This window comes from Myxococcota bacterium (assembly GCA_041389495.1).
In the GTDB taxonomy this organism is placed as follows: domain Bacteria; phylum Myxococcota_A; class UBA9160; order UBA9160; family UBA4427; genus JAWKRT01.
Genome location: JAWKRT010000001.1, coordinates 1,428,034 through 1,449,787 on the forward strand (window position 1 = coordinate 1,428,034; position 21,754 = coordinate 1,449,787).

The 21,754-nt window shown below is 74.6% G+C and carries 21 protein-coding genes and 2 tRNA genes; 10 read left to right on the forward strand and 13 right to left on the reverse strand.

The features are described from left to right. Positions 1–16 precede the first annotated feature (16 nt). The 5 genes from R3E88_06270 to R3E88_06290 all read left to right on the forward strand — a co-directional run bounded on the left by R3E88_06270 (position 17) and on the right by R3E88_06290 (position 4,295). Positions 17–484 carry a DUF420 domain-containing protein gene (locus R3E88_06270; protein ID MEZ4216066.1) on the forward strand — a complete coding sequence of 156 codons (468 nt, stop codon included), beginning with the start codon at positions 17–19 and terminating at the stop codon, positions 482–484. A gap of 12 nt (positions 485–496) precedes the next feature. Next, positions 497–1,252 carry a rhomboid family intramembrane serine protease gene (locus tag R3E88_06275; protein ID MEZ4216067.1) on the forward strand — a complete coding sequence of 252 codons (756 nt, stop codon included), beginning with the start codon at positions 497–499 and terminating at the stop codon, positions 1,250–1,252. Positions 1,253–1,291: 39 nt separating this feature from the next. Next, the gene (locus tag R3E88_06280; protein MEZ4216068.1) at positions 1,292–2,698 is read left to right on the forward strand and encodes a TIGR00366 family protein; all 1,407 of its coding nucleotides are present in this window, start codon (positions 1,292–1,294) and stop codon (positions 2,696–2,698) included. A gap of 172 nt (positions 2,699–2,870) precedes the next feature. After that, complete coding sequence (locus tag R3E88_06285; GenBank protein MEZ4216069.1) at positions 2,871–3,314, forward strand: Hsp20/alpha crystallin family protein; 444 nt, start codon at positions 2,871–2,873, stop codon at positions 3,312–3,314. A 30-nt stretch (positions 3,315–3,344) separates the two neighbouring features. Then, on the forward strand, positions 3,345–4,295 hold the full coding sequence (locus R3E88_06290) for a CHAD domain-containing protein (protein MEZ4216070.1): 951 nt from the start codon (positions 3,345–3,347) through the stop codon (positions 4,293–4,295). On the opposite strand, the gene R3E88_06295 is transcribed toward R3E88_06290, so the two are convergent. The 5 genes from R3E88_06295 to greA form a co-directional block, all read right to left on the reverse strand. After that, positions 4,292–5,239, reverse strand: coding sequence for an LLM class flavin-dependent oxidoreductase (locus tag R3E88_06295; GenBank protein ID MEZ4216071.1), 948 nt, complete (start codon positions 5,237–5,239; stop codon positions 4,292–4,294). The genes R3E88_06290 and R3E88_06295 overlap by 4 nt on opposite strands. 2 nt (positions 5,240–5,241) lie before the next feature. After that, a complete protein-coding gene (locus R3E88_06300) occupies positions 5,242–5,892 on the reverse strand; it encodes a TIGR04211 family SH3 domain-containing protein (protein MEZ4216072.1) in 651 nt (216 codons plus the stop codon). Positions 5,893–6,052: 160 nt separating this feature from the next. Then, the gene (locus tag R3E88_06305) at positions 6,053–7,963 is read right to left on the reverse strand and encodes an ammonia-forming cytochrome c nitrite reductase subunit c552 (GenBank protein MEZ4216073.1); all 1,911 of its coding nucleotides are present in this window, start codon (positions 7,961–7,963) and stop codon (positions 6,053–6,055) included. 27 nt (positions 7,964–7,990) lie between these two features. Beyond that, a tRNA-Asn gene (locus tag R3E88_06310) sits at positions 7,991–8,066 on the reverse strand. Between the two features lie 94 nt (positions 8,067–8,160). Further along, positions 8,161–8,637, reverse strand: coding sequence for a transcription elongation factor GreA (gene greA, locus R3E88_06315; protein ID MEZ4216074.1), 477 nt, complete (start codon positions 8,635–8,637; stop codon positions 8,161–8,163). A gap of 300 nt (positions 8,638–8,937) precedes the next feature. Here greA and R3E88_06320 point away from each other — a divergent pair, with 300 nt between their 5' ends. Next, positions 8,938–9,543, forward strand: a complete 606-nt coding sequence (locus R3E88_06320) for a CPBP family intramembrane glutamic endopeptidase (GenBank protein MEZ4216075.1) — start codon at positions 8,938–8,940, stop codon at positions 9,541–9,543. A gap of 136 nt (positions 9,544–9,679) precedes the next feature. Next, positions 9,680–10,726, forward strand: a complete 1,047-nt coding sequence (locus tag R3E88_06325; protein MEZ4216076.1) for a malectin domain-containing carbohydrate-binding protein — start codon at positions 9,680–9,682, stop codon at positions 10,724–10,726. Between the two features lie 75 nt (positions 10,727–10,801). On the opposite strand, the gene R3E88_06330 is transcribed toward R3E88_06325, so the two are convergent. Continuing rightward, positions 10,802–11,056, reverse strand: coding sequence for a hypothetical protein (locus R3E88_06330; protein MEZ4216077.1), 255 nt, complete (start codon positions 11,054–11,056; stop codon positions 10,802–10,804). A 449-nt stretch (positions 11,057–11,505) separates the two neighbouring features. Here R3E88_06330 and R3E88_06335 point away from each other — a divergent pair, with 449 nt between their 5' ends. Next, the gene (locus R3E88_06335) at positions 11,506–12,735 is read left to right on the forward strand and encodes an amidohydrolase family protein (protein ID MEZ4216078.1); all 1,230 of its coding nucleotides are present in this window, start codon (positions 11,506–11,508) and stop codon (positions 12,733–12,735) included. Positions 12,736–13,139: 404 nt separating this feature from the next. Continuing rightward, positions 13,140–13,304, forward strand: a complete 165-nt coding sequence (locus R3E88_06340; GenBank protein MEZ4216079.1) for a hypothetical protein — start codon at positions 13,140–13,142, stop codon at positions 13,302–13,304. Positions 13,305–13,361: 57 nt separating this feature from the next. Here R3E88_06340 and R3E88_06345 read toward each other — a convergent pair. The 6 genes from R3E88_06345 to priA form a co-directional block, all read right to left on the reverse strand. After that, positions 13,362–13,438 (reverse strand) — tRNA-Pro (locus R3E88_06345). 151 nt (positions 13,439–13,589) lie between these two features. Continuing rightward, positions 13,590–14,276 carry a ribulose-phosphate 3-epimerase gene (rpe, locus tag R3E88_06350; protein MEZ4216080.1) on the reverse strand — a complete coding sequence of 229 codons (687 nt, stop codon included), beginning with the start codon at positions 14,274–14,276 and terminating at the stop codon, positions 13,590–13,592. Further along, complete coding sequence (gene rsmB / locus R3E88_06355; GenBank protein ID MEZ4216081.1) at positions 14,276–15,790, reverse strand: 16S rRNA (cytosine(967)-C(5))-methyltransferase RsmB; 1,515 nt, start codon at positions 15,788–15,790, stop codon at positions 14,276–14,278. Before rsmB ends, rpe begins: the two co-directional genes overlap by 1 nt. A gap of 134 nt (positions 15,791–15,924) precedes the next feature. Beyond that, complete coding sequence (fmt, locus tag R3E88_06360) at positions 15,925–16,923, reverse strand: methionyl-tRNA formyltransferase (GenBank protein MEZ4216082.1); 999 nt, start codon at positions 16,921–16,923, stop codon at positions 15,925–15,927. Positions 16,924–16,946: 23 nt separating this feature from the next. Then, positions 16,947–17,495 (reverse strand): peptide deformylase, encoded by a 549-nt coding sequence (gene def / locus R3E88_06365; protein ID MEZ4216083.1) that lies wholly within the window; start codon positions 17,493–17,495, stop codon positions 16,947–16,949. Between the two features lie 62 nt (positions 17,496–17,557). Continuing rightward, complete coding sequence (gene priA, locus R3E88_06370) at positions 17,558–20,032, reverse strand: primosomal protein N' (GenBank protein MEZ4216084.1); 2,475 nt, start codon at positions 20,030–20,032, stop codon at positions 17,558–17,560. Between the two features lie 76 nt (positions 20,033–20,108). On the opposite strand from priA, the gene R3E88_06375 reads away from it, so the two are divergent. Continuing rightward, positions 20,109–20,837 carry a fused MFS/spermidine synthase gene (locus R3E88_06375; protein ID MEZ4216085.1) on the forward strand — a complete coding sequence of 243 codons (729 nt, stop codon included), beginning with the start codon at positions 20,109–20,111 and terminating at the stop codon, positions 20,835–20,837. Positions 20,838–20,870: 33 nt separating this feature from the next. Here R3E88_06375 and R3E88_06380 read toward each other — a convergent pair whose 3' ends face one another. Then, a complete protein-coding gene (locus tag R3E88_06380; GenBank protein ID MEZ4216086.1) occupies positions 20,871–21,677 on the reverse strand; it encodes an alpha/beta fold hydrolase in 807 nt (268 codons plus the stop codon). Positions 21,678–21,754 lie beyond the last annotated feature (77 nt).

Genomic DNA, 21,754 nt, shown 5'->3' on the forward strand with positions numbered 1-21,754 from the left:
CCGGAGCCGCGCCGCGATGGATGCGAAGCTCGCCTTCTGGTGCGCCGCCCTCGCCAACATGGCCGTGCTGTGCGCGTTCGTCGCGCGCGGCGTCGCACAGGCGCGGCGCGGCGAGATGGCGCGCCACCGGCGCTCGATGTGGACGGCGGCCGCGCTCGTCGCCGCCTTCCTCGTCGCCTATCTGCTGAAGTCATCGGTGCTCGGCAAGGAGGACATGTCCGCGTGGAGCGCGGCGCACGTCGCCAACCTGCGCATCCACGAGTCGTTCGTCCTGCTCATGCTGGTCGCGGGCGGCGTGGCGATCGCGCGCGCGCGCGCCTTCCCGGGGACGCGCAGCTTCACGCGCGACCCGGCCGACCCGGCCGCCGACCCGCGCCGCGTGCGCGCGCACCGACGCGCGGGTTGGACGGCCGCGGTGTCGGCGCTGCTCGGCCTGCTCACCGCCGCGATCGTGCTCGCCGGCATGATCGCGCGAAGCGGCTAGGCGGCTCGTCGCGTGTTCCCGGTTCGCGACGAGAACCCGACCGCGCACCGCCCCATCGCGACGATCGCGCTGATCGCGCTCAACGCGTGGACGTGGGCGGCGCTCCAGGGGCTCGGCAGCGAGGCGACGCTCGTGCAGTCGATCTGCACGTTCGGCCTGATTCCGGCCGAGCTGCTCGGCACCGTCGGCGCGGGCGCCGTGCTGCCGCTCGGCCCCGAGCACGCGTGCGTCGCGGACGGTCGCGCCGCGGCGACGGTCGTGACCTCGATGTTCATGCACGGCGGCTGGGCGCACATCCTCGGCAACCTGTGGTTCCTGTGGATCTTCGGGGACAACGTCGAGGATGCGATGGGGCCGGTGCGGTTCGTCGCGTTCTACGTGCTCTGCGGGCTCGTCGCGGCGGTGACACAGGTCGCGAGCCATCCCGCGAGCCTCGTGCCGATGGTCGGCGCCTCGGGCGCGATCGGCGGCGTGATGGGGGCCTACATCCGGCTCTTCCCGCGCGCGCGCATCCACATGCTGCTCGTGCTCGGGTTCTACGTGACGACCGCCGCGGTGCCGGCCGTCTGGATGCTCGGCTACTGGTTCCTCGTCCAGCTGCTCGGCGGCCTCCCGCAGCTCGCCGGGTTCGAGGGCGGGGTCGCGTTCTGGGCGCACGTCGGCGGCTTCGTCGCGGGCGCGCTGCTCGTCGGGGTCTTCCGGAGCGAAGGCCGCATGCGCGCCCGCCTCGCGCTCACCGCGCGGCGCACCGCGCGCTATCGCATCTGAGGCCCGCGCGCGGCGCGGACGGTGTTAGGCTCGCGCGCCGTGCCCGCCGTCGCCTCGCCCCTCGACCTCCTCCGCCGCGCGGGCGCCGCGCTCTCGCGCGCGACCGAGCGATGGGTTCCCGACGCGTGGGTCATCTGCATGGCGCTGACCGCGCTCGCGTTCGCGCTCGCCGTGCTCGGCGCGGGGGTCGGCGTCGGCGAGGCCGTGCTCGCGTGGGGCGGCGGCACGTGGACGCTGCTCGCGCTCGCGATGCAGTTCACGATCGCGATGGTCGCCGCCCACGCGTGCGTGACGTCGCGGCCGGTCTTCGCGCTGCTCGATCGGCTCGCGTCGCTCCCCGACCCGGAGCGGCCCGTGCAGGCCGTCGTGCTCGCCGGTCTCTTCTCGCTCGTCACGGGCTACCTCAACTGGGCGCTGTGCCTCGTGGCGTGCGCGCTCTTCGTGCCGTTCCTGTGTCGACGCAATCCGCGGACGGACGTGCGCGTGACGATCGCGGCCTCCTACCTCGGCCTCGGCACCGTGTGGCACGGAGGCCTCTCGGGATCGGCGCCGCTCATCCTCGCGACGCCCGGCAACCCGCTCGTCGCACCGGGGAGCGGCGCGCCGATCGTCGATCGTCTGTTCCCCGTCACCGAGACGCTCTTCCACCCGTTCAACCTGGCGGTGATCGCGTGCGTCGGCGCGGTCGCGCTCGTCGTCGTCGCGCTGCTGCACCCGCGCACGGACGTGCGCACGCTGACGCCGGAGCAGGTCGACGCCATCCTTCCGGCGCCACCGCCGCTCGAGCCCGTTCCCGACACGCCGGCGGGCCGGCTCGACGCGTTCCGCGGCTGGGTGTGGCTCGCCGCCGCACTGCTCGCGATCCCGCTCGTGCACGCCGTCGCGACGCGCGGCTTCGGGTCGAGCTGGACGATCGACGCGTACAACGCGACGTTCCTCGCGCTCGCCCTCGTGCTCCACGGACGCCCGCAGCCGTTCCTGCGCGCGTGCCGCGAGGGCGTCGACGCGGCGTGGGGCATCATCGTCCAGTTCCCCTTCTACGCCGGGATCTTCGGCCTCATGCAGTCGACTGCGCTCGGCGGCTGGCTCGAGCACCTGTTCTCGACCGTCGCGACGAGCGCCTCGTACCCCATGGTGGTCTACGTCTACTCGGGGTTCATGAACCTCTTCGTGCCGTCGGCCGGCTCGAAGTGGCTGATCGAGGCGCCCTTCCTGCTGCCGGCCGGCGAGGAGCTCGGCGTCGGGCCCGTCACCGTCCTGCTCGCCTACGCGTACGGCGACTCGACGACCAACCTCGTGCAGCCGTTCTTCGCCATTCCCATCCTCGCCGTGACGCGCCTGCGCTTCGGCGACGTCGTCGGATACACGTTCCTCGTCGCGCTCGCGTGCTTCGCGGTGTGCGCGCTCGCGATGGCGTGCATCCCGCTCGACCTCGGCGCGCACTGAGCGTTCGCTCGCGCCCCGCCTCCGCCCCCGGTCGCGCGCATGCCGTCGCACGCCGTCACACCGTCCGGTGTCGGAGGCTGCGGTGCACGGCGCCGTCGCATCCCCGTCGGTGCGCGGGCTTGCACTCCGCGATCGGTGTCGATCGTCGAGGATCATCAGAGGAGGGCCCGTCATGGCCGAACGAGAGTCGAAGTCGAACGTGTCGGTGTGGGATCCGTTCCGCGATTGGAGTCTCTTCCCGCGCTGGAGCCCGCTCGGGGAGTCGCTCTTCGCCTCCGAGCGACGCGCGCCGTCCTGGGCGCCCGCCGTCGACGTGAGCGAGGGCGAGAAGCAGTACACGGTCACCGTCGAGCTCCCGGGCGCCCGCAAGGAGGACGTGAACGTCGAGGTCCACGAGGGCGTTCTCACGATCCGCGGCGAGAAGCGCAGCGAGCGCGAGGAGAAGGACGAGCACCGCCGCTACGTCGAGCGCTCCTACGGATCGTTCGCCCGCTCGTTCTCGCTGCCGACGAACGCCGACGCCGAAGCCGTGCACGCGAGCTTCCAGGAGGGCGTGCTGACGGTCGAGGTGCCGAAGCGCGACGAGGCGAAGCCGCGGTCGGTCTCGGTGAAGTAGGCTCGCGGCGGCGGCGTGGAGGGCCGGCCCGTGGCAGCCGATTCCGTCGGTGGAGCCCCGTCTCTCGTCGCGCGCGCGCTCGCGCGCGCGGCGGAGTGCGTCGACGAGACGACGGAGTCGGTCGCCACGGCCTCGGCTCCCCTCGCGGGTGAGGTCGTGCACGACGTGCGCCTCACCTACAAGCGACTGCACGCGCTCTGCTCGCTCGTCGGTCCCGCGTCCGAGCGCGCCGCAGCGACGCGCGAGCCGCCGTGCGACGGCGCGCCGGCGGAAGCGCGCGGCGACGCGCGCCGCGCGGACGAGCGGATGCGCGACATCCACCGCGCGCGCTCGCGGGCGCGCCCGCGCGACGTCCTTCCCGAGGGCGCGCGCGACATCGGCGCGCGGGCGCCGCAGCGACTCTCGGCGCCCCTCGCCGAGCTCGGCGCGTTCGCGCGCGGCGGCGCGGGTGTCGTCGCTCCTTCCCGGGGCGAGGTCCTCGGTGCGCTCGCCGCGGCGCGCGACGCGCTCGCACGCGACCTCGTCGCAGCGCGCGCGGTGCCCGCGCGCCAGCTCGATCGCGCCGTCGTCGACGTGCTCGAGGCGAGCTATCGGCGCGTCCGGCGCGCGGCGCGGCGTGCGCGCCGGAGCGGCAGGGCGCGCGACTTCCACCGCTGGCGGCGACGCCTCAAGGCGTTCCTGTACCAGTGGGAGGCGCTCGGACTCGACGCGATGCGCACGGGTGCGCCCGTCGAGGGCTGGCGCGATCTGGCTGCGCGGCTCGGCGAGCGCCAGGACCTCGACGATCTCCGCGCGCTGCTCGCGCGCGCGCCGCTCGCGCCCGACGACGCGGAGTCGATCGACCGCCGCGTGCGGCGTCGCGAGCGTGCGCTCGAGCGCCGCGCGCTCGCGCTCGCGCGCGAGACGTTGGCGCGCGAGCCGCGCCGCTTCGCGCGCCGCCTGCGCCGCCGCCTGCGCCGGCGCCTGCGCCGAGCGACCTAACGAACGACGAGGCCGTGCAGCTCGGGGAGGATGCCGTCGCGCGCGATCTCGATCGCCTCGAGCGGGTCGGACAGCATCGAGAGCACGATGTGCCGGCAGCCCGCGCTCACGTAGCGCTGCATCTGCTCGAGGCAGTCCTCGGGGCGGCCGAGCAGGCAGTACTTCGCCGCGGCGTCGCGGAAGGGCACGTTGTAGATGCGCTGGAGCAGGGCGGCCGCGCGGTCGAGCGCGGCCTCGTAGCTGTCGTCGAACACCGTGAAGACGAGGCTCGCCGGCTCGAACGGCGCCTCGCGCCGGCCCGCGTCGCGCGCGTGCGCGCGGATCTCGGCGAGGTTCGCCGCGTACTGCTCGACGTCGCACATGTGCGAGATGTAGCCGTCGCCGAGCCGACCGGCGCGGCGGAAGCTCGGCCCGCGCCGCCCGCCGACGAGGATCGCCGGCCCGTTGCGCTGCACGGGCTTCGGGGCGAGCGACACCGGCCCGAAGTCGTAGTGGCGCCCGCGGTGCTCGACGCCGTCGTGCGTCCACAGGCGCCGGACGACGTCGATCGCCTCGTCCGTCCGGCTGCCTCGCTCCGCGAGCGGCACGCCGCAGGCCTCGAACTCGGGGGGGAATTCGCCGCCGACACCGATGCCGAGCGTGAGCCGCCCGCCCGAGAGCACGTCGAGCGTCGACGTCACCTTCGCGGTGGTCGTCGGATGCCGGAGGGGGAGCAGGTAGACGCCCGTCGCGAGACGCACGCGCTCGGTGGCCGCGGCCGCGAACGAGAGCAGCGTGAGCGACTCGAGGATCGGGATGTAGAACGAGACGTGGTCGCCGACCCAGAGCGCGTCGAAGCCCGCCTCCTCGACCGCGCGCGCGAACCCGAGCACGCCCTCGCGCGCGCCGCCCGCGAGCATCATGCCGCACTGCACGCGCTCCGGAAGGACGAGCGGGTCGGTCACGGCTAGAGGCGGATGCGCGGGCTGCTGCGCCGGCCCGCGCTGCGGCTCCAGAGCGCGCCGAGGATCATGCCGATGGCGACCATCGCGCCGCCGGTGATCCACTCGGGCCATCGCTGGCCCGCGGTGAGTCGCATGTTCTCCTGCGTGAGCTCGGCGATCCGCGTCGCCTGCTCGTCGTCGTTCGACGCGAGCGACTCGTTGCTCGACCGCAGCTGCTCGCGATCGGCGGTGACGGTCTCGAGCTGGCCGCGGAGCTCGACGACCTCCTCCTCGAGCTGCACGAGGCGCAGCGTCGGCGGCGGCTGCGCGTCGAGGTAGCCGGCCGGGATCCAGCCGTCCTTGCCTTCTGCGAGCCGCACGTGCGTCCAGCTCTCGGCGCGTTCGAGGATGGTCACGAGATCGCCGCTCTTGACCGCGTCGAGGATGCGGTACTGCGTGCCCGGGCCGGTGCGCAGGTTGAGCGTGAGCTCGGCCTTGATCCAGGCCTGCTCGGCGCTCGCGGCGGCCGCGGCGAGCAGCAGTCCCGCCGCGAGAGCGGCATGCGTGAGCGATCGTGCGATGGCGTGTCGTCGGTGGCGGCGCTCGCGGCGCGCGCGCGGACAGGTCGAGATCACGAAACCCCCCAGCTCGTTCTCGTCCGTTCTTTCGTTCACTCGTTCCCGGGATCGTCCGGTCGTCGCCGCGTCGCTCGCAGGCGCGGCCCGGTGCGCGTCCGCGCCCCGCCGCTCTCCGCGTCGCCGCGCGACCGGCCGAGCTTACCGCAGGGACGCGCGATGGATCGCGCGAACGCGCGGCCGTCGCGCGTGTCGCGGCTCACTCGCGCACGAGGATCGGACGGTCGTCGCGGGCGCGCCGCAGCTCGTCGAAGACGGCCGCGGTGAGCGGCGGCTCGTCCGGCCCGAGTGCGCTCGCGTCGATCAGGCGCGCGAGGTCGGGGACGCGGCCGCTGCGGCGCGACAGCGCGACCCAGCGACGGGTCGCCTCCTCGGCGGCGGCGTGGCGCTCGGCCTCCGGGCCGACGAAGTCGACGACGAGGTCGGCGAGCCCCGGCTGACGCGCGAGGGCGCGCTTCGCGTGGAAGCGGACCGGCGGATACGGGTCGCCGAGGAGCGTCGCGAGCACCGGTGTCGCCCACGCCTCCGAGCCGCTCGTGCGCATCGCGTCCGGCCACCCGAGCGCCCACGCCGCGAGCGCGCGCTGCGCGGCGTCGCCGCGCAGCGCGTCGACGACCGTGGCCGGGACGGCGCGCTCGATCGCGTCGAGATCGCGCGGCGCCGGCTGTGCGTACCAGGCTTCGAGCCAGCGCGCCGCCCAGCCGAGCGAACGGTCGACGTGGCAGGCGGTGCACGCGTTGGGCCGCCCGGTCGCGCGGTCGGTGGCCGCGCGCGGGCTCGTGATCGTGTGGCTGCGCACGGCCTTGCGCAGGCCGAGGTTCGTGTACGGCATGTGGCAGTTCTGGCACTCCGCGCCCGACGATCCCGCCGGATGGTGCGCGTGCGCGGCCCGCGCGCCGTCGTCGCGGAACGCGTCGTGGCACTGCAGGCAGGCCTCGTTGCCGCGCATGCCGGGCTTCAGCTGGTCGTCGCGCCAGGCCGCGAGCGCGGCGCCGTCGCCCGCCGCCACGGGCGCGTGCATCTGGTGGCACGAGAAGCACGAGAGCTCGCCGGCCGCGAAGCACGGCGACGCGACGAGCCCGTTGTACTCGCGGCCGGAGGGCTTCACCTCGTCGTCGGGCCAGAACGAGTCGGGGTCGAGGCGGTGGCTCCCGATCACCGCGAAGCCCTGCTCGCCGAGGTCCTGGCCCGGCTCGAACGGGAGTCGCTCCGTCATGAACCGCGAGTAGTGCTCGTTGCTCGCGAAGCGCCAGACGCTGTGACAGCGGCCGCAGACCTGCGAGCGACGATCGAAGGGCAGCTTCGGCGGAAGCGCGATGGCGAGCGCGTGCTGCGGGTCGTCCGAGGGGGCGAGGTGCTCGGCATAACGAGCCGACGGGTCGCGCATCCGCTCGACGTGGCGCTCGGCCGGCCCGTGGCAGCTCTCGCACGCGATGCCGAACTCGCTCGCCTCGGTCGACGTGTGGTCGAGGCCGCCCCAGTGCGGCCGCGCATCCGTCACGTGGCACTGGATGCAGCCGTGGTTCCACTCGCCGTAGCCGAGCGCGCGCGGCGCGTCGTCCGGGAGCGGCGGGGCGATGAAGTTGTCCGCGGTCGGGAACCAGCGCCGGTCGAAGATCTCCCACGCGACCGGGAGCCGGCCGAGCACGCGGCTGCGCCCCGTCTCGAACCAGTAGATCTGCAGGTTGTGGCTGCCGGTGACGAGGACGATCTCGCGCTTCTCCCAGCTCGGCGTGCCCGTTCCGTCCCAGTCGATCGAGGGCACGCGGGCGAAGAAGCGATCGCCCTCGCGCGAGAGCGCGATGTCGTGGCCGCGCCCGTGTGCGGTCGCGCCGTCGAAGTCGCCGAGCACGCTCGCGGGCGTCGCGGCGCGCGTCATCATGCTGTGGTGCGATGCCGCCCAGCTCGCGTAGGGGCCGGGGTGGCACGAGCGGCACGTGTCGGACGTGACGTAGCCGCTCGCGGGAACGGCGAGGGGCGCACTCGGCGCGACCGGCGGCGGCGTCTCGCCGCAGCCCGCGAGCGACGCGAGCAGTGCGGAGGCGACGAGCCGCAGCGCGAGCCGGCGCGGAGGGGCGCATCGCGAGCGGGCTTGGAGCGGGTGCGACACGGCGCTTCGCACCCTAGCGCACGCGCCTGGCTCCCCGGGTAGGACTTGAACCTACGACCCAGCGGTTAACAGCCGCTTGCTCTGCCAACTGAGCTACCGGGGAACGGCGAACGGGCGCCGGAGTCTAGAGGGTCGCCGGGCAAGTTCAACCGCGGCCGGGAGGCGCGGAGCGGGCCGCTGCGGCCGCCCGCGCATCCTCAACCCTCGTACACGATCTCCAGCACTTCGAACTCGCGCGTGCCCTTCGGCACCTGCACGCGCACCTCGTCGTCGATCCGCTTGCCCATCATCGCCTTGGCGATCGGCGACGTGACGGAGATCCGTCCGGCGGCCGCGTCGGCTTCGTCCTCGCCGACGATCGTGTACCGGACCTGCTCGTCGGTGCTCATGTCGCACAGCACCACGGTCGCGCCGAAGAAGACGCGGTCGGTCGGCTGCCCTGCGGGGTCGATGACCTGGGCGCGCGCGATCTTGTCCTCGAGGTGCGCGATCTGCGCGGCGAGGTGGCCCTGGCGCTCCTTCGCGGCGTGGTACTCGGCGTTCTCGGACAGGTCGCCGTGCGCGCGCGCCTCTTCGATCTCGCGCACGTTCTTCGGGCGCTCGACGCTCTTCAGGCGCTGGAGCTCTTCCTTCAGCCGGTCGTAGCCGGCCTTCGTCATCGGGACTCGTTCCATGGCGCATCCCCGGCAGCAGTGGGCGGGTGGGTGGTTCGGTCGGTGCGGCCGGCACCATCGGCGTGCCGGACCGGCGTCGCACGCTCCGCTGTGGTCGTGCGAGGGGCGGGGGGAGTCGCCTGCCGGCTCCGGGCCCGGCGCGGTCGGCGCGCTCGACACCCGGCGACCCGATCCTCAGAATGGATCCGCGGCTCCCGAGGGGGACGGGGCCGCGGCCAGACCGGACCGTATCGACCTCGCCGGGGGTGTCAACGCAGTGGACGCGCATCGGGATGTCCGAGGCGGCGTGCGGAGGCGGGCGTGAGCGCACCGACGCCGGGCGGCCCGCCCGGGGCGCTCGACCCGGCGCGCTTCGTGCGTCTCGGCCTGATCTTCTACGGCGCGCTCGCGGTGGCGGCGGTCGTCTGGCGGCAGGGGCTCGCGGGCGAGCGGATCTTCGCGGCACCGGGCGCGCCGGAGGCGCTCGGAGCGGCCGCCCTCGGCGCGGGCGCGCTCGCAGGCGCCGCGCTCGGCCTCGGGGCGGTCGCGCTCTCGTTCGCGCTGACGGAGGGGACGGCGTTCGGCCGCCGGCTCGCGCGGGCGCTCGGTGCGCAGCTCCCGGCGCTCTCGGTCGCCGACGCGCTGCTGCTCGCCTGCGCGAGCGGGCTCGCGGAGGAGCTCTTCTTCCGCGGCGCGCTCCAGCCGCGCGTCGGGCTCGTCGCAGCGAGCCTCCTGTTCGGTGCGCTCCACCTGCCGACGGAACGCGCGCTCGTCGCGTGGACGCTCTTCGCGGCGGCGATGGGGCTCGCGTTCGGCTGGCTGTTCGAGGCGACGGGAACGCTCGTCGCTCCGATCGTCGCGCACACGCTCGTCAACGCCGTGAACCTTCCGCTGCTCGTGCGCCGCTACGGCGCGGCGGATCGCTAGGCGATCGTCGCGGCGTCGCGCGCTGCGCGCCGATGTGCAGCTCGGCGTGCTGTGACTGCACTCACAGAGGATTCCGGCTCGTGGACGAAACGACCTCCCGTCGATCGGCTGGCTCCGATCGGATGCGAGGTCTTCGATGCAGCTCGTCCGCTCGCTCCCCTCTGCCCCGTCGCTGCGCCGCGCTGCGGCGACGTTCGCCGTCGTCGCCGGCTCGGCGCTGCTCGCCGCCGATGCCGACGCACGCATCCAGTCGCTCGGCTGGCAGCACGCGGACACGTCGAACGTTGCGGGCTTCCGCGTGTACACGCGCGACGTCGCCGGCACCTACGGCGTTCCCGCCTTCGACGGGATGCCGGCTCCGGATGCGTCGGGCGTCTACCACTTCGATCTCACCCTGCCCGACGGCTCGAGCGCGATCGTCGCCGTCACCGCCTACGACGCGCAGGGTCTCGAGAGCCCGCTCTCGAACGAGCGCCAGTACGACCCGCCGGCACCTCCCGCCTCGCCCGCACCGGGCGGGAGCGCGCTGCCGACGAGCTATCGCGTGAACGTCGGTGGCGCCGCCTACACCGACTCGGCCGGCCACGTCTGGGAGGCCGACGGCGCGTACGTCAGCGGGGGCACGGCGATGTACAACTCGCGCCTGCAGCCGCTCGCGACGAGCGATCCGTTCCTCTTCCAGAGCCTCCGGTACGACACCGATCCCGCGACCGACATCCACTACGAGCTGCCGTTGCCCGACGGCCGCTACCACGTCCGCCTGCACTTCATGGAGGCGTGGGACGAGTTCGTCGCCGGACAGCGCGTCTTCGACGTGCGCGTCGAGTCGCAGCTCGTGCTCGACGACCTCGACCTGCTCGCGGAGAGCCCGCAGTGGCGCACGGCGATCACGCACGAGTTCGACATCGACGTGACCGACGGCTCGCTCAGCGTGCAGCTCGCCGAGGAGGTGTGGCAGCCGACGCTGTCGGCGCTCGAGGTGGCGTTGGTCTCGTCGACGCCCATCGGCTCGACGGGCGGGGGCTCGACCGGCGGTGGCGCGACGGGAGGGACGTCGACGGGCGGTGGCGCGACGGGTGGCGGCTCGAGCGGGGGTGGCTCGACGGGCGGCACGACGACGGACCCGGGCACGTCGCCGCCGCTCATGGGCGCGCCCGGCCAGCCGCAGGTCGCGATGCCGTGAACGGCCGCGCGAAGCGGCGCGCAGTCCGCGCCCCGTGACGGGTCGCGGACTGCGCGTGCCGCTCCGCGCGCCGGATCAGAACTCGGAGGTCGTCGTCGGCTGCAGGCGCTCTTCGAGCACGCGCAGCAGGTAGCCGATCAACATCAGGTTCGGCAGCCGATCGAGCGTGCGACCGGAGAGGTTCTCGCTCTCTCCGTACTCGCGCGCGTACTTCGCGATGAAGTCGATCGTGTCGAACGGGACGTTCTTCGCGAGCATCTCGTTGATGCGATCGCTGTCGAGGTCTTCGAACACCTCGACGAACTCCCAGGCCATCTCCTCGAACGTCATCGCCGTTCTCCGCACCCGCGCAGCTTCCAGGAACGTGCGGGTGTGCATCGGGATCGTGGATCGAGGACGACGATCCGCCCGAGCGTGGGGTGCATCCGTTGTGGGCCCATCCTTTGGGATCAACCGGCCCGACCGTGGCGTGGGAACGTTCGACTCCGCATTTCCCGCGACAGCGTCCTTCCCGTCGGAGCGCGGCCGATCGTGGCACCAGCGCTCGGGGGTGTCAACGCGCTCGCCGCTCGAAAACGCTGTAACGACGAAGGGTTGAGGCGTGCCCGAGACGGCGTGCGCAGGTCGTCGTCCAGCGTTTCCGGGCGCCACCGAAGGAAGTTGCGCACGCCCTTCCGCGCGCGCGTCGCTTGATCGCGTCGCGAGCCGGCGGATACGATCGCGCGGCCGGTGCCGGCGCGTCGCGCGCGGAAGTCGCCGGCGACAGCGAGGTGCGCGCCGTGGCCCGAAGCGATCGCCCCATCGTCACGATCACCGCCGACACGCACGCGGGTGCGTCGGTCGACGCCTACCGCGCGTACCTCGACCCGAAGTACCGCGCGGCGTTCGACGAGTGGCGAGGCTCGTATCGCAACCCGTCGAAGGAGCACATCGGCGGGAAGAAGACGAAGAACTGGGACTCCGCGGAGCGCGCGCGCGACCTCGAGGCCGACGGCGTCGCGGGCGAGGTCGTCTTCCCGAACACGGTGCCTCCGTTCTACGCGAAGGCGTTCCACGTCGCACCGCCGCCCGCGCCGGCGGAGTACGAGCACGCGCTCGCGGGAACGCGCGCGCACAACCGCTGGCTCGCCGAGTTCTGCGCCGAGGAGCCCGCGCGCCGCGCGGGCATCGGGCTCCTCCACCTGAACGACATCGACGACGCGATCGAAGACGTGCAGTGGATCGCGCACCACGGGCTGCGCGGCGGATTGCTGCTGCCGTTGCCGTCGCCGTCCGAGGCGCACGTCCGTCCGCTCAACCACCCCGACTACGATCGGCTGTGGGCCGCGATCCAGGACTGCGACCTCGTCGTCAACCAGCACTCGGGGCAGGGCTGTCCGACCTACTGCGAGGGCCAGGGGTCGACGGCGCTGTGGGCGATGGAGATGTCGTTCTTCGTGCAGCGCGGGCTCACGCACCTCGTGATGGGCGGTGTCTTCGAGCGCTTCCCGCGCCTGCGCTACGTGCTCACGGAATCGGGCTGCGCGTGGGCGCCGAAGCTCATGCAGCAGATGGACGGGATGTACCTCGCGTGGAAGGCCGGTGCGATCGGCGAGATCGACGCGTCGCGCGACCCCGCGCTGAAGGAGCTCCCGAGCACCTACGTGAAGCGCAATTGCTGGTACGGAGCGAGCTTCCCGTCGCCGCAGGACGTGGCCGGCCGCGACGTGGTGGGCGTCGACCGCGTGATGTGGGGCAACGACTATCCGCACTACGAGGGCTGCTACCCGTACTCGCGCGAGAACATGCGCTTCGCGTTCGCCGACGTGCCGGAGGACGAGGTGCGCAAGATGCTCGGCGAGAACGCGGCCGCCCTCTACGGCTTCGATCTCGCGGCGCTCGAGCCGATCGCCCGGGCGATCGACATCCGACCGTCGCTCGTGGCGCGGCCGCTCGACGAGATCCCGGCCGACTCGACCTGCATCACCTTCCAGCGCGCGCGCGCCGAGCGGATGCTCGCGCGTCGCTGAGGCGCGCGCGGCGAGAATGGCCGGACTTCGCCGCCCATCGCAGGAGGAAGCGCCGTGAGCGACGCCGCGCACTCGTTCGACGACCACGTGCGCAAGGGCGCGCGCGTGAACTTCGCCGCCAATCTCGTCATCAACGGCGCCATCGCCTACGCGCTCCTGCGCGGCCACGAGACGCTCGCGACGTTCGGCGACGCGAGCTACGGCGTCGATCTCCTGATCACGGGCTTCCTGCTCGCCTCGATCGTCGCTGCGATCGTCGTTGCCACGCATCGCCGCGCGGCGGCGCGCGCGGCGAGCTCGCCGCGCCCGCGCGCGCGCCGGGCTGGCTCGCGCGCGCGGCGGGCGCGCCGACCGCCGGCGTCGCCGTCGCGTTCGGTGCGGCGGGTGCGCTCGCGAGCGCGCTCGTGGTCGCGGGGCTCGCGGCCGGCGCGGTGTCGCTCTCGCCCGTGGTCTACGCGCTCGGCAAGGGACTGTGGGCCGGGCTGCTCGCCGCGTGGATCGTGCGACCCGCCGCCGCGATCGGCGCGACGCAGGGCGTCGCCGCGCGGGCGGCGCTCGAAGCCGCCTGAGCCGCGTCCGCGCGCGGCCCGCATTCCGGAGCCCGAAGAGCAGGAAGAGGCAAGAGGTGGTCGGGGCGACTGGATTCGAACCAGCGACCTCTTCGTCCCGAACGAAGCGCGCTACCAAACTGCGCCACGCCCCGAGGCGGCGGAGTATGCATTTCCCCGTCGCCGCCGCCAACCGGTGGAGTGCGCCTCGCGCGCGCCCGGCGGCGCCCGCGGCATGCCGGCCCGCCCGTCGCCGGCGACCGTCGGGTCGCCCTGCGGCGATCGCGGGCGGAGGCGCGTCGCCGCTCAGCCCCCGACCCGCGCGTTGGCGCGGATGGCCTCGATCGCGTCGCGGTAGCTCGGCGCGCCGTACACGGCGCTCCCGGCGACGAAGGCGTTGGCACCCGCGCGCGCGGCGCGACCGACCGTCTCGCTCCCGATGCCGCCGTCCACCTCGATGTCGACGTCGAGCCCGCGCTCGACGACCCAGCGGCGGATCGTCGCGACCGTGGGCAGCGCGCTCTCGATGAACTTCTGTCCGCCGAAGCCCGGGTTCACCGTCATCACGAGCACCTGGTCGACGTGCTCGAGCACGCGTTCGATGGACTGGGCCGGCGTGCCGGGATTGAGCACGACGCACGCCCGCGCGCCGGCCTCGCGGATCTGCGCGAGGTTGCGGTGCAGGTGCGGACAGGCCTCGACGTGCACGCCGACCGTCGACGCGCCCGCGGCGACGAAGTCCGGCACGTAGCGCTCGGGCTCGACGATCATGAGGTGCACGTCGAGCGGCAGCGACGTCGCCGCCTTCACCGCCGCGACGATCGCCGGGCCGAGCGAGATGTTGGGGACGAAGCGGCCGTCCATCACGTCGACGTGGATCCAGTCCGCGCCCGCCTCCTCGACGGCCCGCACCTCCTCGGCGAGCCGTCCGAAGTCGGCGGCGAGGATGGACGGGGCGATCACGGTCTCGCGGGGCGCGGCGGAAGCGGACATCAGCGTGCTCCTTCGGGTTCGCGGTCGTCGGCGCGCGCGAAGCGCGCGGCGTAGAAGCCATCCGTGCCGTGGACGTGCGGCAGGCACTCGAGCGCGCCGTCGTCGCGCAGCGCGGGCGTGAGGTGCGCGGGCAGCTCGCGCCGCGCGCAGCGGCGCAGCTCCGGATGGCGCTGCGCGAACGCGTCCGCCTGGCGCTCGTTCTCCTCGGGCAGCAGCGTGCAGGTGCTGTAGACGAGCACGCCGCCCGGGCGCACGACGGCGGCCGCGCGGTCGAGGATGCGGCGCTGCAGGTCGGCGAGCGCCTCGACGTCGGCGGGCCGGATGCGCCAGCGCGCGTCGGGGTTTCGGCGCAGCGAGCCGAGCCCCGAGCAGGGCGCGTCGACCAGCACGCGATCGAAGCCCGCGCGCCCCTCCGGCACGAGATCCTCGAGCGACTCCGCGCCGTCGCGCACGAGCGTCTCGACGTGGGCGAGCCCGAGGCGCCGCGCGTCGCGCGCGACGAGCCGCAGCCGCCCGGCGTGCCGATCGCACGCGACGACGCGGCCCGCGTCGCCGACGCGCTCCGCGATCGCGAGCGCCTTCGTGCCCGGGGCCGCGCAGACGTCGAGCACGAGCTCGCCCGGCTGCGGGTCGAGCAGCTCGACGACGAGCTGCGACGCCTCGTCCTGCATCGAGAACTCGCCGGCGAGGAACGCGGGGTGCCGGCTCGGCGCGGCGCCGCGACCGAGCGCGATGCCGTCGCGCGCGATCGCGCACGGCCGCGCCTCGTCGTAGCGCTCGCGCAGGCGCGCGAGCAGGGCGTCGCGCGTCGTGCGCGCGCGGTTCGCGCGCACGGTGCGCGGCGCGGGCTCGTTCGAGGCGCGCGCCAGTGCGGCCGCTTCGTCGGGCGGGAAGCGCTCGAGCCAGCGCTCGGCGATCCACGGCGGAACCGACAGCGCGTGGACGAGGTGACCGTGCGGGTCCTTGTCGAGCGCGGGGACGGGGATGCCGACGTGATCGCGCGCGAGCCTGCGAAGCACCGCGTTGACGAGCCCCGACGCGCGACCGGCACCGAGCGCGCGCGCGCAGCGCACCGACTCGTCGACCGCCGCGCTCGCCGGGATGCGATCCGCGAACAGGAGCTGGTAGGCGCCGGCGCGCAGGATGCTCGCGACCATCGGCTCGAGCTTCTCGAGGTCGCGGTCGAGCACGTGGCCGAGCACGAAGTCGATCCGGCCTCGCCAGCGAAGCGTTCCGTAGACGATCTCGGTCGCGAGCGCGCGGTCCGCGCCCGAGAGCTCCGTCGACGCGAGCGCGTGGTGGAGCGCGAGGTCGGCGAATGCGCGCACGCGCTCGACGCGCTCGAGCACGCGCACCGCGATCTGCCGCGCGAGCGTCGGCCCGCCGCGGCGGTGGTGGCCCGCGGCGACGCGCGGCTCCGGCCGTCCGCGGCGCGGTCGCGCGCGTCCGCCGCGGCGTCCGCCTTCGCGTTCGCCGTCGTCGTCGCTGCCGCGGCGAGGGGGGCGTTCGGGCACGGGACGACCTGCGCAGCCGCGCGGCTGCCGTCGATCCGGGCCCCGGTGCCTGGGAGGACCTCTCCCGGCGCGGGGGGCCGGCGGGCGAACGGGGAAGGGGGGCGGCAGGCTGTGAACCCTGCCGGCGCGCGAGTCTAGCAGCCGTCCCCGGATCGACCGGGATGGGCGGGCGAGCTCGGCGCGTCGGCGAGGCGCACCCCGTCCGTGAGCGGCCGTCCGCGCAGGAAGGCCGCGACGTCGAGGGCCTTGCCGCCGGCGCGCTGCAGCACGCGCGGCCGCAGCCAGCCGTCGCCGGTCGCGATCGCGAGAGGCGCGTCGCGCCTCGCGGGGTCGAGGCGCACCGTGCCCGGCGCGCGGTCGACGGGGGCCTCGTCGACGTCGGCGGCGAGCACGCGCAGCGGCTCGCCGTCGAGCGCGGTCGTCGCGCCGGGGCGCGGCGCGAAGGCGCGCACGCGGCGCGCGAGCTCGCGCGCGGGAGCGCGCCAGTCGAGCTCGGCCTCCGCACGCTCGAGCTTCGGCGCGAGCGTCGCGCGCGCGTCGTCCTGCGGCGTGAAGGCGAGTGCGTCGCGCGCGAGCAGGTCGAGCGCCTCGGCGATCGCGTCGGCGGCGAGCGCGCCGAGGCGCGTCTCGAGCTGCTCGGTGTTCTCGTCGTCGCCGATCGCGAGCTCGCGCACGAGGGCGACGGGGCCCGCGTCCATCTCGCGCTCGACGCGCATCACCGAGATGCCGGTACGCGTCTCGCCGTCGAGGATCGCGCGCGCGATCGGCGCCGCCCCGCGCAGCTTCGGGAGCAGGCTCGCGTGCGCGTTCACGAGGAACCCGCACGACGGCAGCTCGCGCACCTTCTTCGGGAGGAACTGCCCGTAGGCGACGACGACCCCGACGTCGGGCGCGTGCGCGCGCAGCGCGGCGACCGCCACCTCGTCGCCGATCTTCTCGGGACGCAGCACCGGGAGCCCGCGCGCGAGCGCGGCCTCGGCGACGGGCGAGGGCGACGTCCGCCGCCCGCGCCCGCGCGCGCGATCGGGCTGCGTCACGACGCAGACGACCTCGTGCGGTCCGTCCGCGAGACGCGCGAGCGTGGGAACCGCGAGCTCGGGCGTGCCGAAGAACGCGACGCGCAGCGAGCGCACCGCAGGCGCGTCGGCGGAGCGCGTCAGAGCGCGCGCCCGCTCGTCGCGCCCGCCTCCTCTTCCTCGAAGCGGAGCTGCTTCTTGCGGCGCTTGACGTACATCGAGCGCTTGAGGCGGCTGATGCGGTCGATGAAGAGGACGCCGTCGAGGTGGTCGAGCTCGTGCTGGAAGCAGACGGCGCGCAGGCCCTCGGCGCGCTCCTCGATCGCGTTCCCGTCGAGGTCCGTGCCGGTGAGCGTGATGCGCTCGGCGCGCTCGACGTCGGCCTGGAAGTCGGGCACCGAGAGACAGCCCTCGGTCCACACGATCTTGCCCTCCGGATGCGAGAGCACGGGGTTCACGACGACGAGCGGGCTGCGCTCGACGCCGTCCTCCGTCCACTCGGTGTCGACGACGATCAGGCGCACCGCCTCGCCGACCTGCGGCGCGGCGAGCCCGATGCCCGGCTCGTCGTACATCACCTCGCACATGTCGCGCGCGAGCTCGCGCAGCGCGTCGGTGACGTCGCCGACGGGCTCCGACACGCGCTTGAGGCGCGGATCGGGGAACTTCAGGACTGCGCGCAACGCCATGGCATCCGCCGGGTGGATCGCATCGTCGGGGGGGCGCGACGGCGAGTGCCGTCGCCGGGCGTCTATAGCATGTGGACCGGATCGAGGTCGAGGACGGCCGCCGCCGCGCGCGGCAGGCGCGGGATGTCGTCGCGCACGGCGCGCGCGACGTTCGTCGCGGCGTCGCGCGTCGGCGCCTTGACGAGCAGCTGGAAGCGGAAGCGGCCGCGCAGGCGCGCGAGCGGCGCGGGCGCCGGGCCGAGCACGTCGGCGCCCGGCTCGCGCGCGGCGGCCTCGCGCGCACGCGCGGCGAGGCGCCCCGCGGCGTCGCGCGCGACGTCCTCCGCCTCGGCCGACACGACGCACTGCGCGAGCGCGCCGAAGGGCGGGTAGCCGAGCGCGCGGCGGTGCTCGAGCTCTTCGCGGTAGAAGCGCTCGTAGTCGTGCTCGACGACGGGCGCGATCGCGTAGTGGTCGGGCACGAACGTCTGCAGCACCACGTGGCCGGGCGTCGCGTCGCGGCCGGCGCGGCCCGAGACCTGGGTGAGCAGCTGGAAGGTGCGCTCTGCGGCGCGGAAGTCCGGCAGGTGGAGCCCGACGTCCGCCGCCACGACGCCGACCAGCCGCACGCCGGGGAAGTCGTGCCCCTTCGCGACGATCTGCGTGCCGACGAGCACGTCGAGCTTGCGCTCGCGGAGCGCGCGCAGCACCGACTCCGTGTAGCCGCGACGCGCCGCGGTGTCGCGGTCGAGCCGCGCGATGCGCGCATCGGGGAGCCGCGCGCGCAGCTCCTCCTCGAGGCGCTCCGTGCCCACGCCGAGCAGCGCGGCGTCCGGCGCCCCGCAGCCGCCGCAGACCTCGGGCGGCGCCTTCGCGTAGTCGCAGTAGTGGCAGCGCAGGTGCGCCTCGCGCGCGTGGTACACGAGGGCGACGTCGCAGTTCTTGCAGCGCTCCGCGTGACCGCACTCGAAGCAGAAGATGCGCGTCGAGAAGCCCCGGCGGTTGAGGAACAGGATCGCCTGGTGGCCTTCGGCGAGCGTGCTCTCGAGCGCGCGCACGAGCGGGCGCGTCAGCGTGCGGCTGCGACCGCGCGGCGTGCGGTCGCGCTCGGCCTGCAGGTCGACGACCTCGACGCGCGGCAGCGGCCGCCCCGCGATCCGGTGGGAGAGCACGAGCCGCACCGTCTCGCCGCGCTCGGCCGCGTGGCGCGTCTCGAGCGCCGGGGTCGCGCTGCCGAGCACGAGCGGGCACCCGGCGCGTTGCGCGCGCAGGCGCGCGAGGTCGCGCGCGTGGTAGCGGAAGCCCTCCTCGTTCTTGTAGGCGGGGTCGTGCTCCTCGTCGACGACGACGACGCCGAGGTCGTCGAGCGGTGCGAAGAGCGCGCTGCGCGCGCCGACGGCGATCGGCAGCTCGCGACGCGCGATGCGCCACCACTGGTCGAGGCGCTCGGGCGGGCGCAGGCCGCTGTGGAGCACCGCGACGCGTTGCCCGAAGCGCGCGCGCAGGCGCGCCACGATCTGATGGGTGAGCGTGATCTCGGGGACGAGCACGAGCGCCTGACGACCCTGCGCGAGCGCGTGCGCGACGGCGTGCAGGTAGACCTCGGTCTTGCCGCTGCCCGTGACGCCGTGCAGCAGGTAGTGCCCCGCGCGCCGTCGTTCGACGTCGCGCAGGATCGGCTCGAGCGCCGCGCGCTGCTCGGCGGTCAGCGCGGGCGGTGTCGCGGCCGCGTCGAACGCGTCGTCGGCGCCGCCGGGCGCGCCGACCTCGACGGCGCGCTCCTCGATCCGCACGAAGCCGCGCGTCGCGAGCGCGCGGAGCGCGGCCGGCGCGTCGAGGAGCGACGCGGCGACGGGTCCCTCGGCCGCGATGCGGCGAAGCAGCTCGGCCTGCCGCGGCGCGCGCGCGAGCTCGCTCGCGCACGTCCCTTCGACGTCGCCGCACACCGACACGGCGACGCGCTCGGTGGGGAGCCGCGCGCTCGGCCGCAGCTCGCCCGCGCGCGCGATCGCGAGCCCGTCGCGTTCGAGCGCGCGCAGCGCGTCTCCGCCGCGCGGGAAGCGGCGCGCGAGTGCGGCCGGCGAGAGCGGGGCCTTCGCGAGCGCGGCGAGCGCGTCGCGCAGCGCTCCGCGCGCCGCGCCGCTCGCGAGCGCGTCGCGCCCGCGCTGCGTGATCGCGAGCTGGCGCGTCATGCGCGGCGCTGCGCCCGGCGGGAGGGCGGGCGCGATCGCGAGCCCGAGCGGGCAGAGCGCGCGCGCCGCGCCCTCGCGCAGCGCGTCGAGCAGCGCCTCGCCGACTACCGGCTCGTCGTCGAGCGCGCGCTCGATGCGCGCGAGCGCGCCCGCGTGCGCGTCGTCCCCGGCGATCCCGACGACGACGCCGGTCAGGCGGCGCCCGCGAAAGGGCACCACCACGCGGCAGCGCACCCAGCGCTCGAGCGGCCGCGCGTCGTCGGCGGGCGGCAGGTAGTCGAAGGCGCCGTCGGTCGGGGAGATCGGAACCGGAAGGGCGACGCGCAGCGCTCGCCCGCGCGCGCCCGCGAAGAGCGGGTCGGGCATGCGGCGAGTCTAGCGGTGCTACTCGTCGGGCCGGAACGACCGGGGCGGGGGCGGACGAGTGGGTGCGCGCGAGGGCGTGGAGCAGCGGGTCGACGGGCGGGCGCGGCGCGCCGAGCGCCCGCGCGTCGAGGTGCACGAGAGCCGCTACGGGCGCGAGCTCGTCGTCGACGGGACGTTCGCGTCGCTCTACCGGCCGGGGCGCGCGACGACCGGCTCGGTGTGGGATGCGATCGCGGCGCCCGTGCTCGCGCTTCCGCCGGAGCGCCGACGCCGCTTCCTCTTCCTCGGGCTCGCCGCGGGGAGCGCGGCGCGGGTCGTGCGCGCGATCGCGCCGCGCGCCGAGCTGGTCGGCGTCGAGATCGACCGCGAGGTGCTGCGCGTCGCGCGCGCCCACTTCGACCTCGACGCGCTGCGCGTCGAGGTGCTGCGCGACGACGCGCTGGCGGTGCTCGAACGCGAACGGCGGCGCTTCGATGCCATTCTCGACGACGTGTTCGTCGGGCGCGGCGACGCCGTGCACAAGCCGGCGTGGATCCCGCATCCCGCCCACGACCTCGCGCGCGCGCGTCTCGCGTCGGGCGGCGTGCTCGTCGCGAACACGCTCGACGAGGCGTCGCGCGTCGCCGCGAGCCTCGGCGCGTCCTTCCCGCGCGTCGTGTCGATCGAGATCGAAGGGTTCGACAACCGCGTGCTCGTCGGCGGCCCGCGGCCGCTCTCGGCGCGCGTCCTGCGCGCGGCGATCGCCCGCAGCGATGTCCTGCGCGAGACGCTTCGCGAGCTGCGGCTGCGCACGCTCGCGCGGTAGGCGTCGGAGTCGTCGGCGGCTTCGGCCGCCCGCTCAGTGCTCGTCGAGGAAGTCCGCGACCAGCTGGTTGAAGCGCTCGGCCGCCTCGACCATGACGAGGTGCGCCGCGAAGCGGATCGTGACGAGCCGCGCGTCCGGCACCTCGTCGGCGATCTCGCGCAGAAGGCGGGGCGGCGTCAGCTGATCGTTGCGACCGCTGACGACGAGCGTCGGGTGCTGGATGCGACGCAGGCGGTCGTAGGTGTCGTGCTCCATGCACGCCATGCACTGCCGTGCGAACAGGTCGGCGGTCATCGGCAGGTCGCCCTTCGACAGGTACTCGACCATTCCCTGGATCAGGTCCGTCTGCGCGAGCGTCTCGTCCTGCAGCGACCACAGCATCCGCTCGCGCACCATCGCGTCCATCGCGAAGCCGCGCGCGGCGAGCGAGGCCCAGTGGTCGAGCAGCATGCGCCGCTTCGCGTCCGCGCGCGCGTAGGTGCCGGTGAGCACGAGACGCCGCAGCCGCGCGGGGTGCTGGAGCGCGAGCTCCTGGGCGGCCATCCCGCCCATGAACGCGCCGAGCACGTCCGCGGTCGGGATCTGCAGGGCGTCGAGCAGGCCGACCATGTCGTCGGCGAGGTCGGCCGTGGTGAAGGGCTTGCCGTCGTCGTCGCTCGCGCCGACGCCGCGGTGGTTGAAGAGGACGACGCGTCCGCGCTTCGAGAGCTCGGGAACCTGGAGCGGGAGCCAGCCCTTGTAGGAGCCGCCGGTGCCGGTCGCGAGCAGGAGCGGGACGGCGGGCCCGCTGCCGTGGACCTCGTACTCGATCCGTCGCGAGCGGTAGTGGACGATCGGCATGCGACCATCGTACCGCGGACCGCGCGCTGCGCGGGGGCGGACCGCGCGCTGCGCGGGGGCGGACCGCGCGCTGCGCG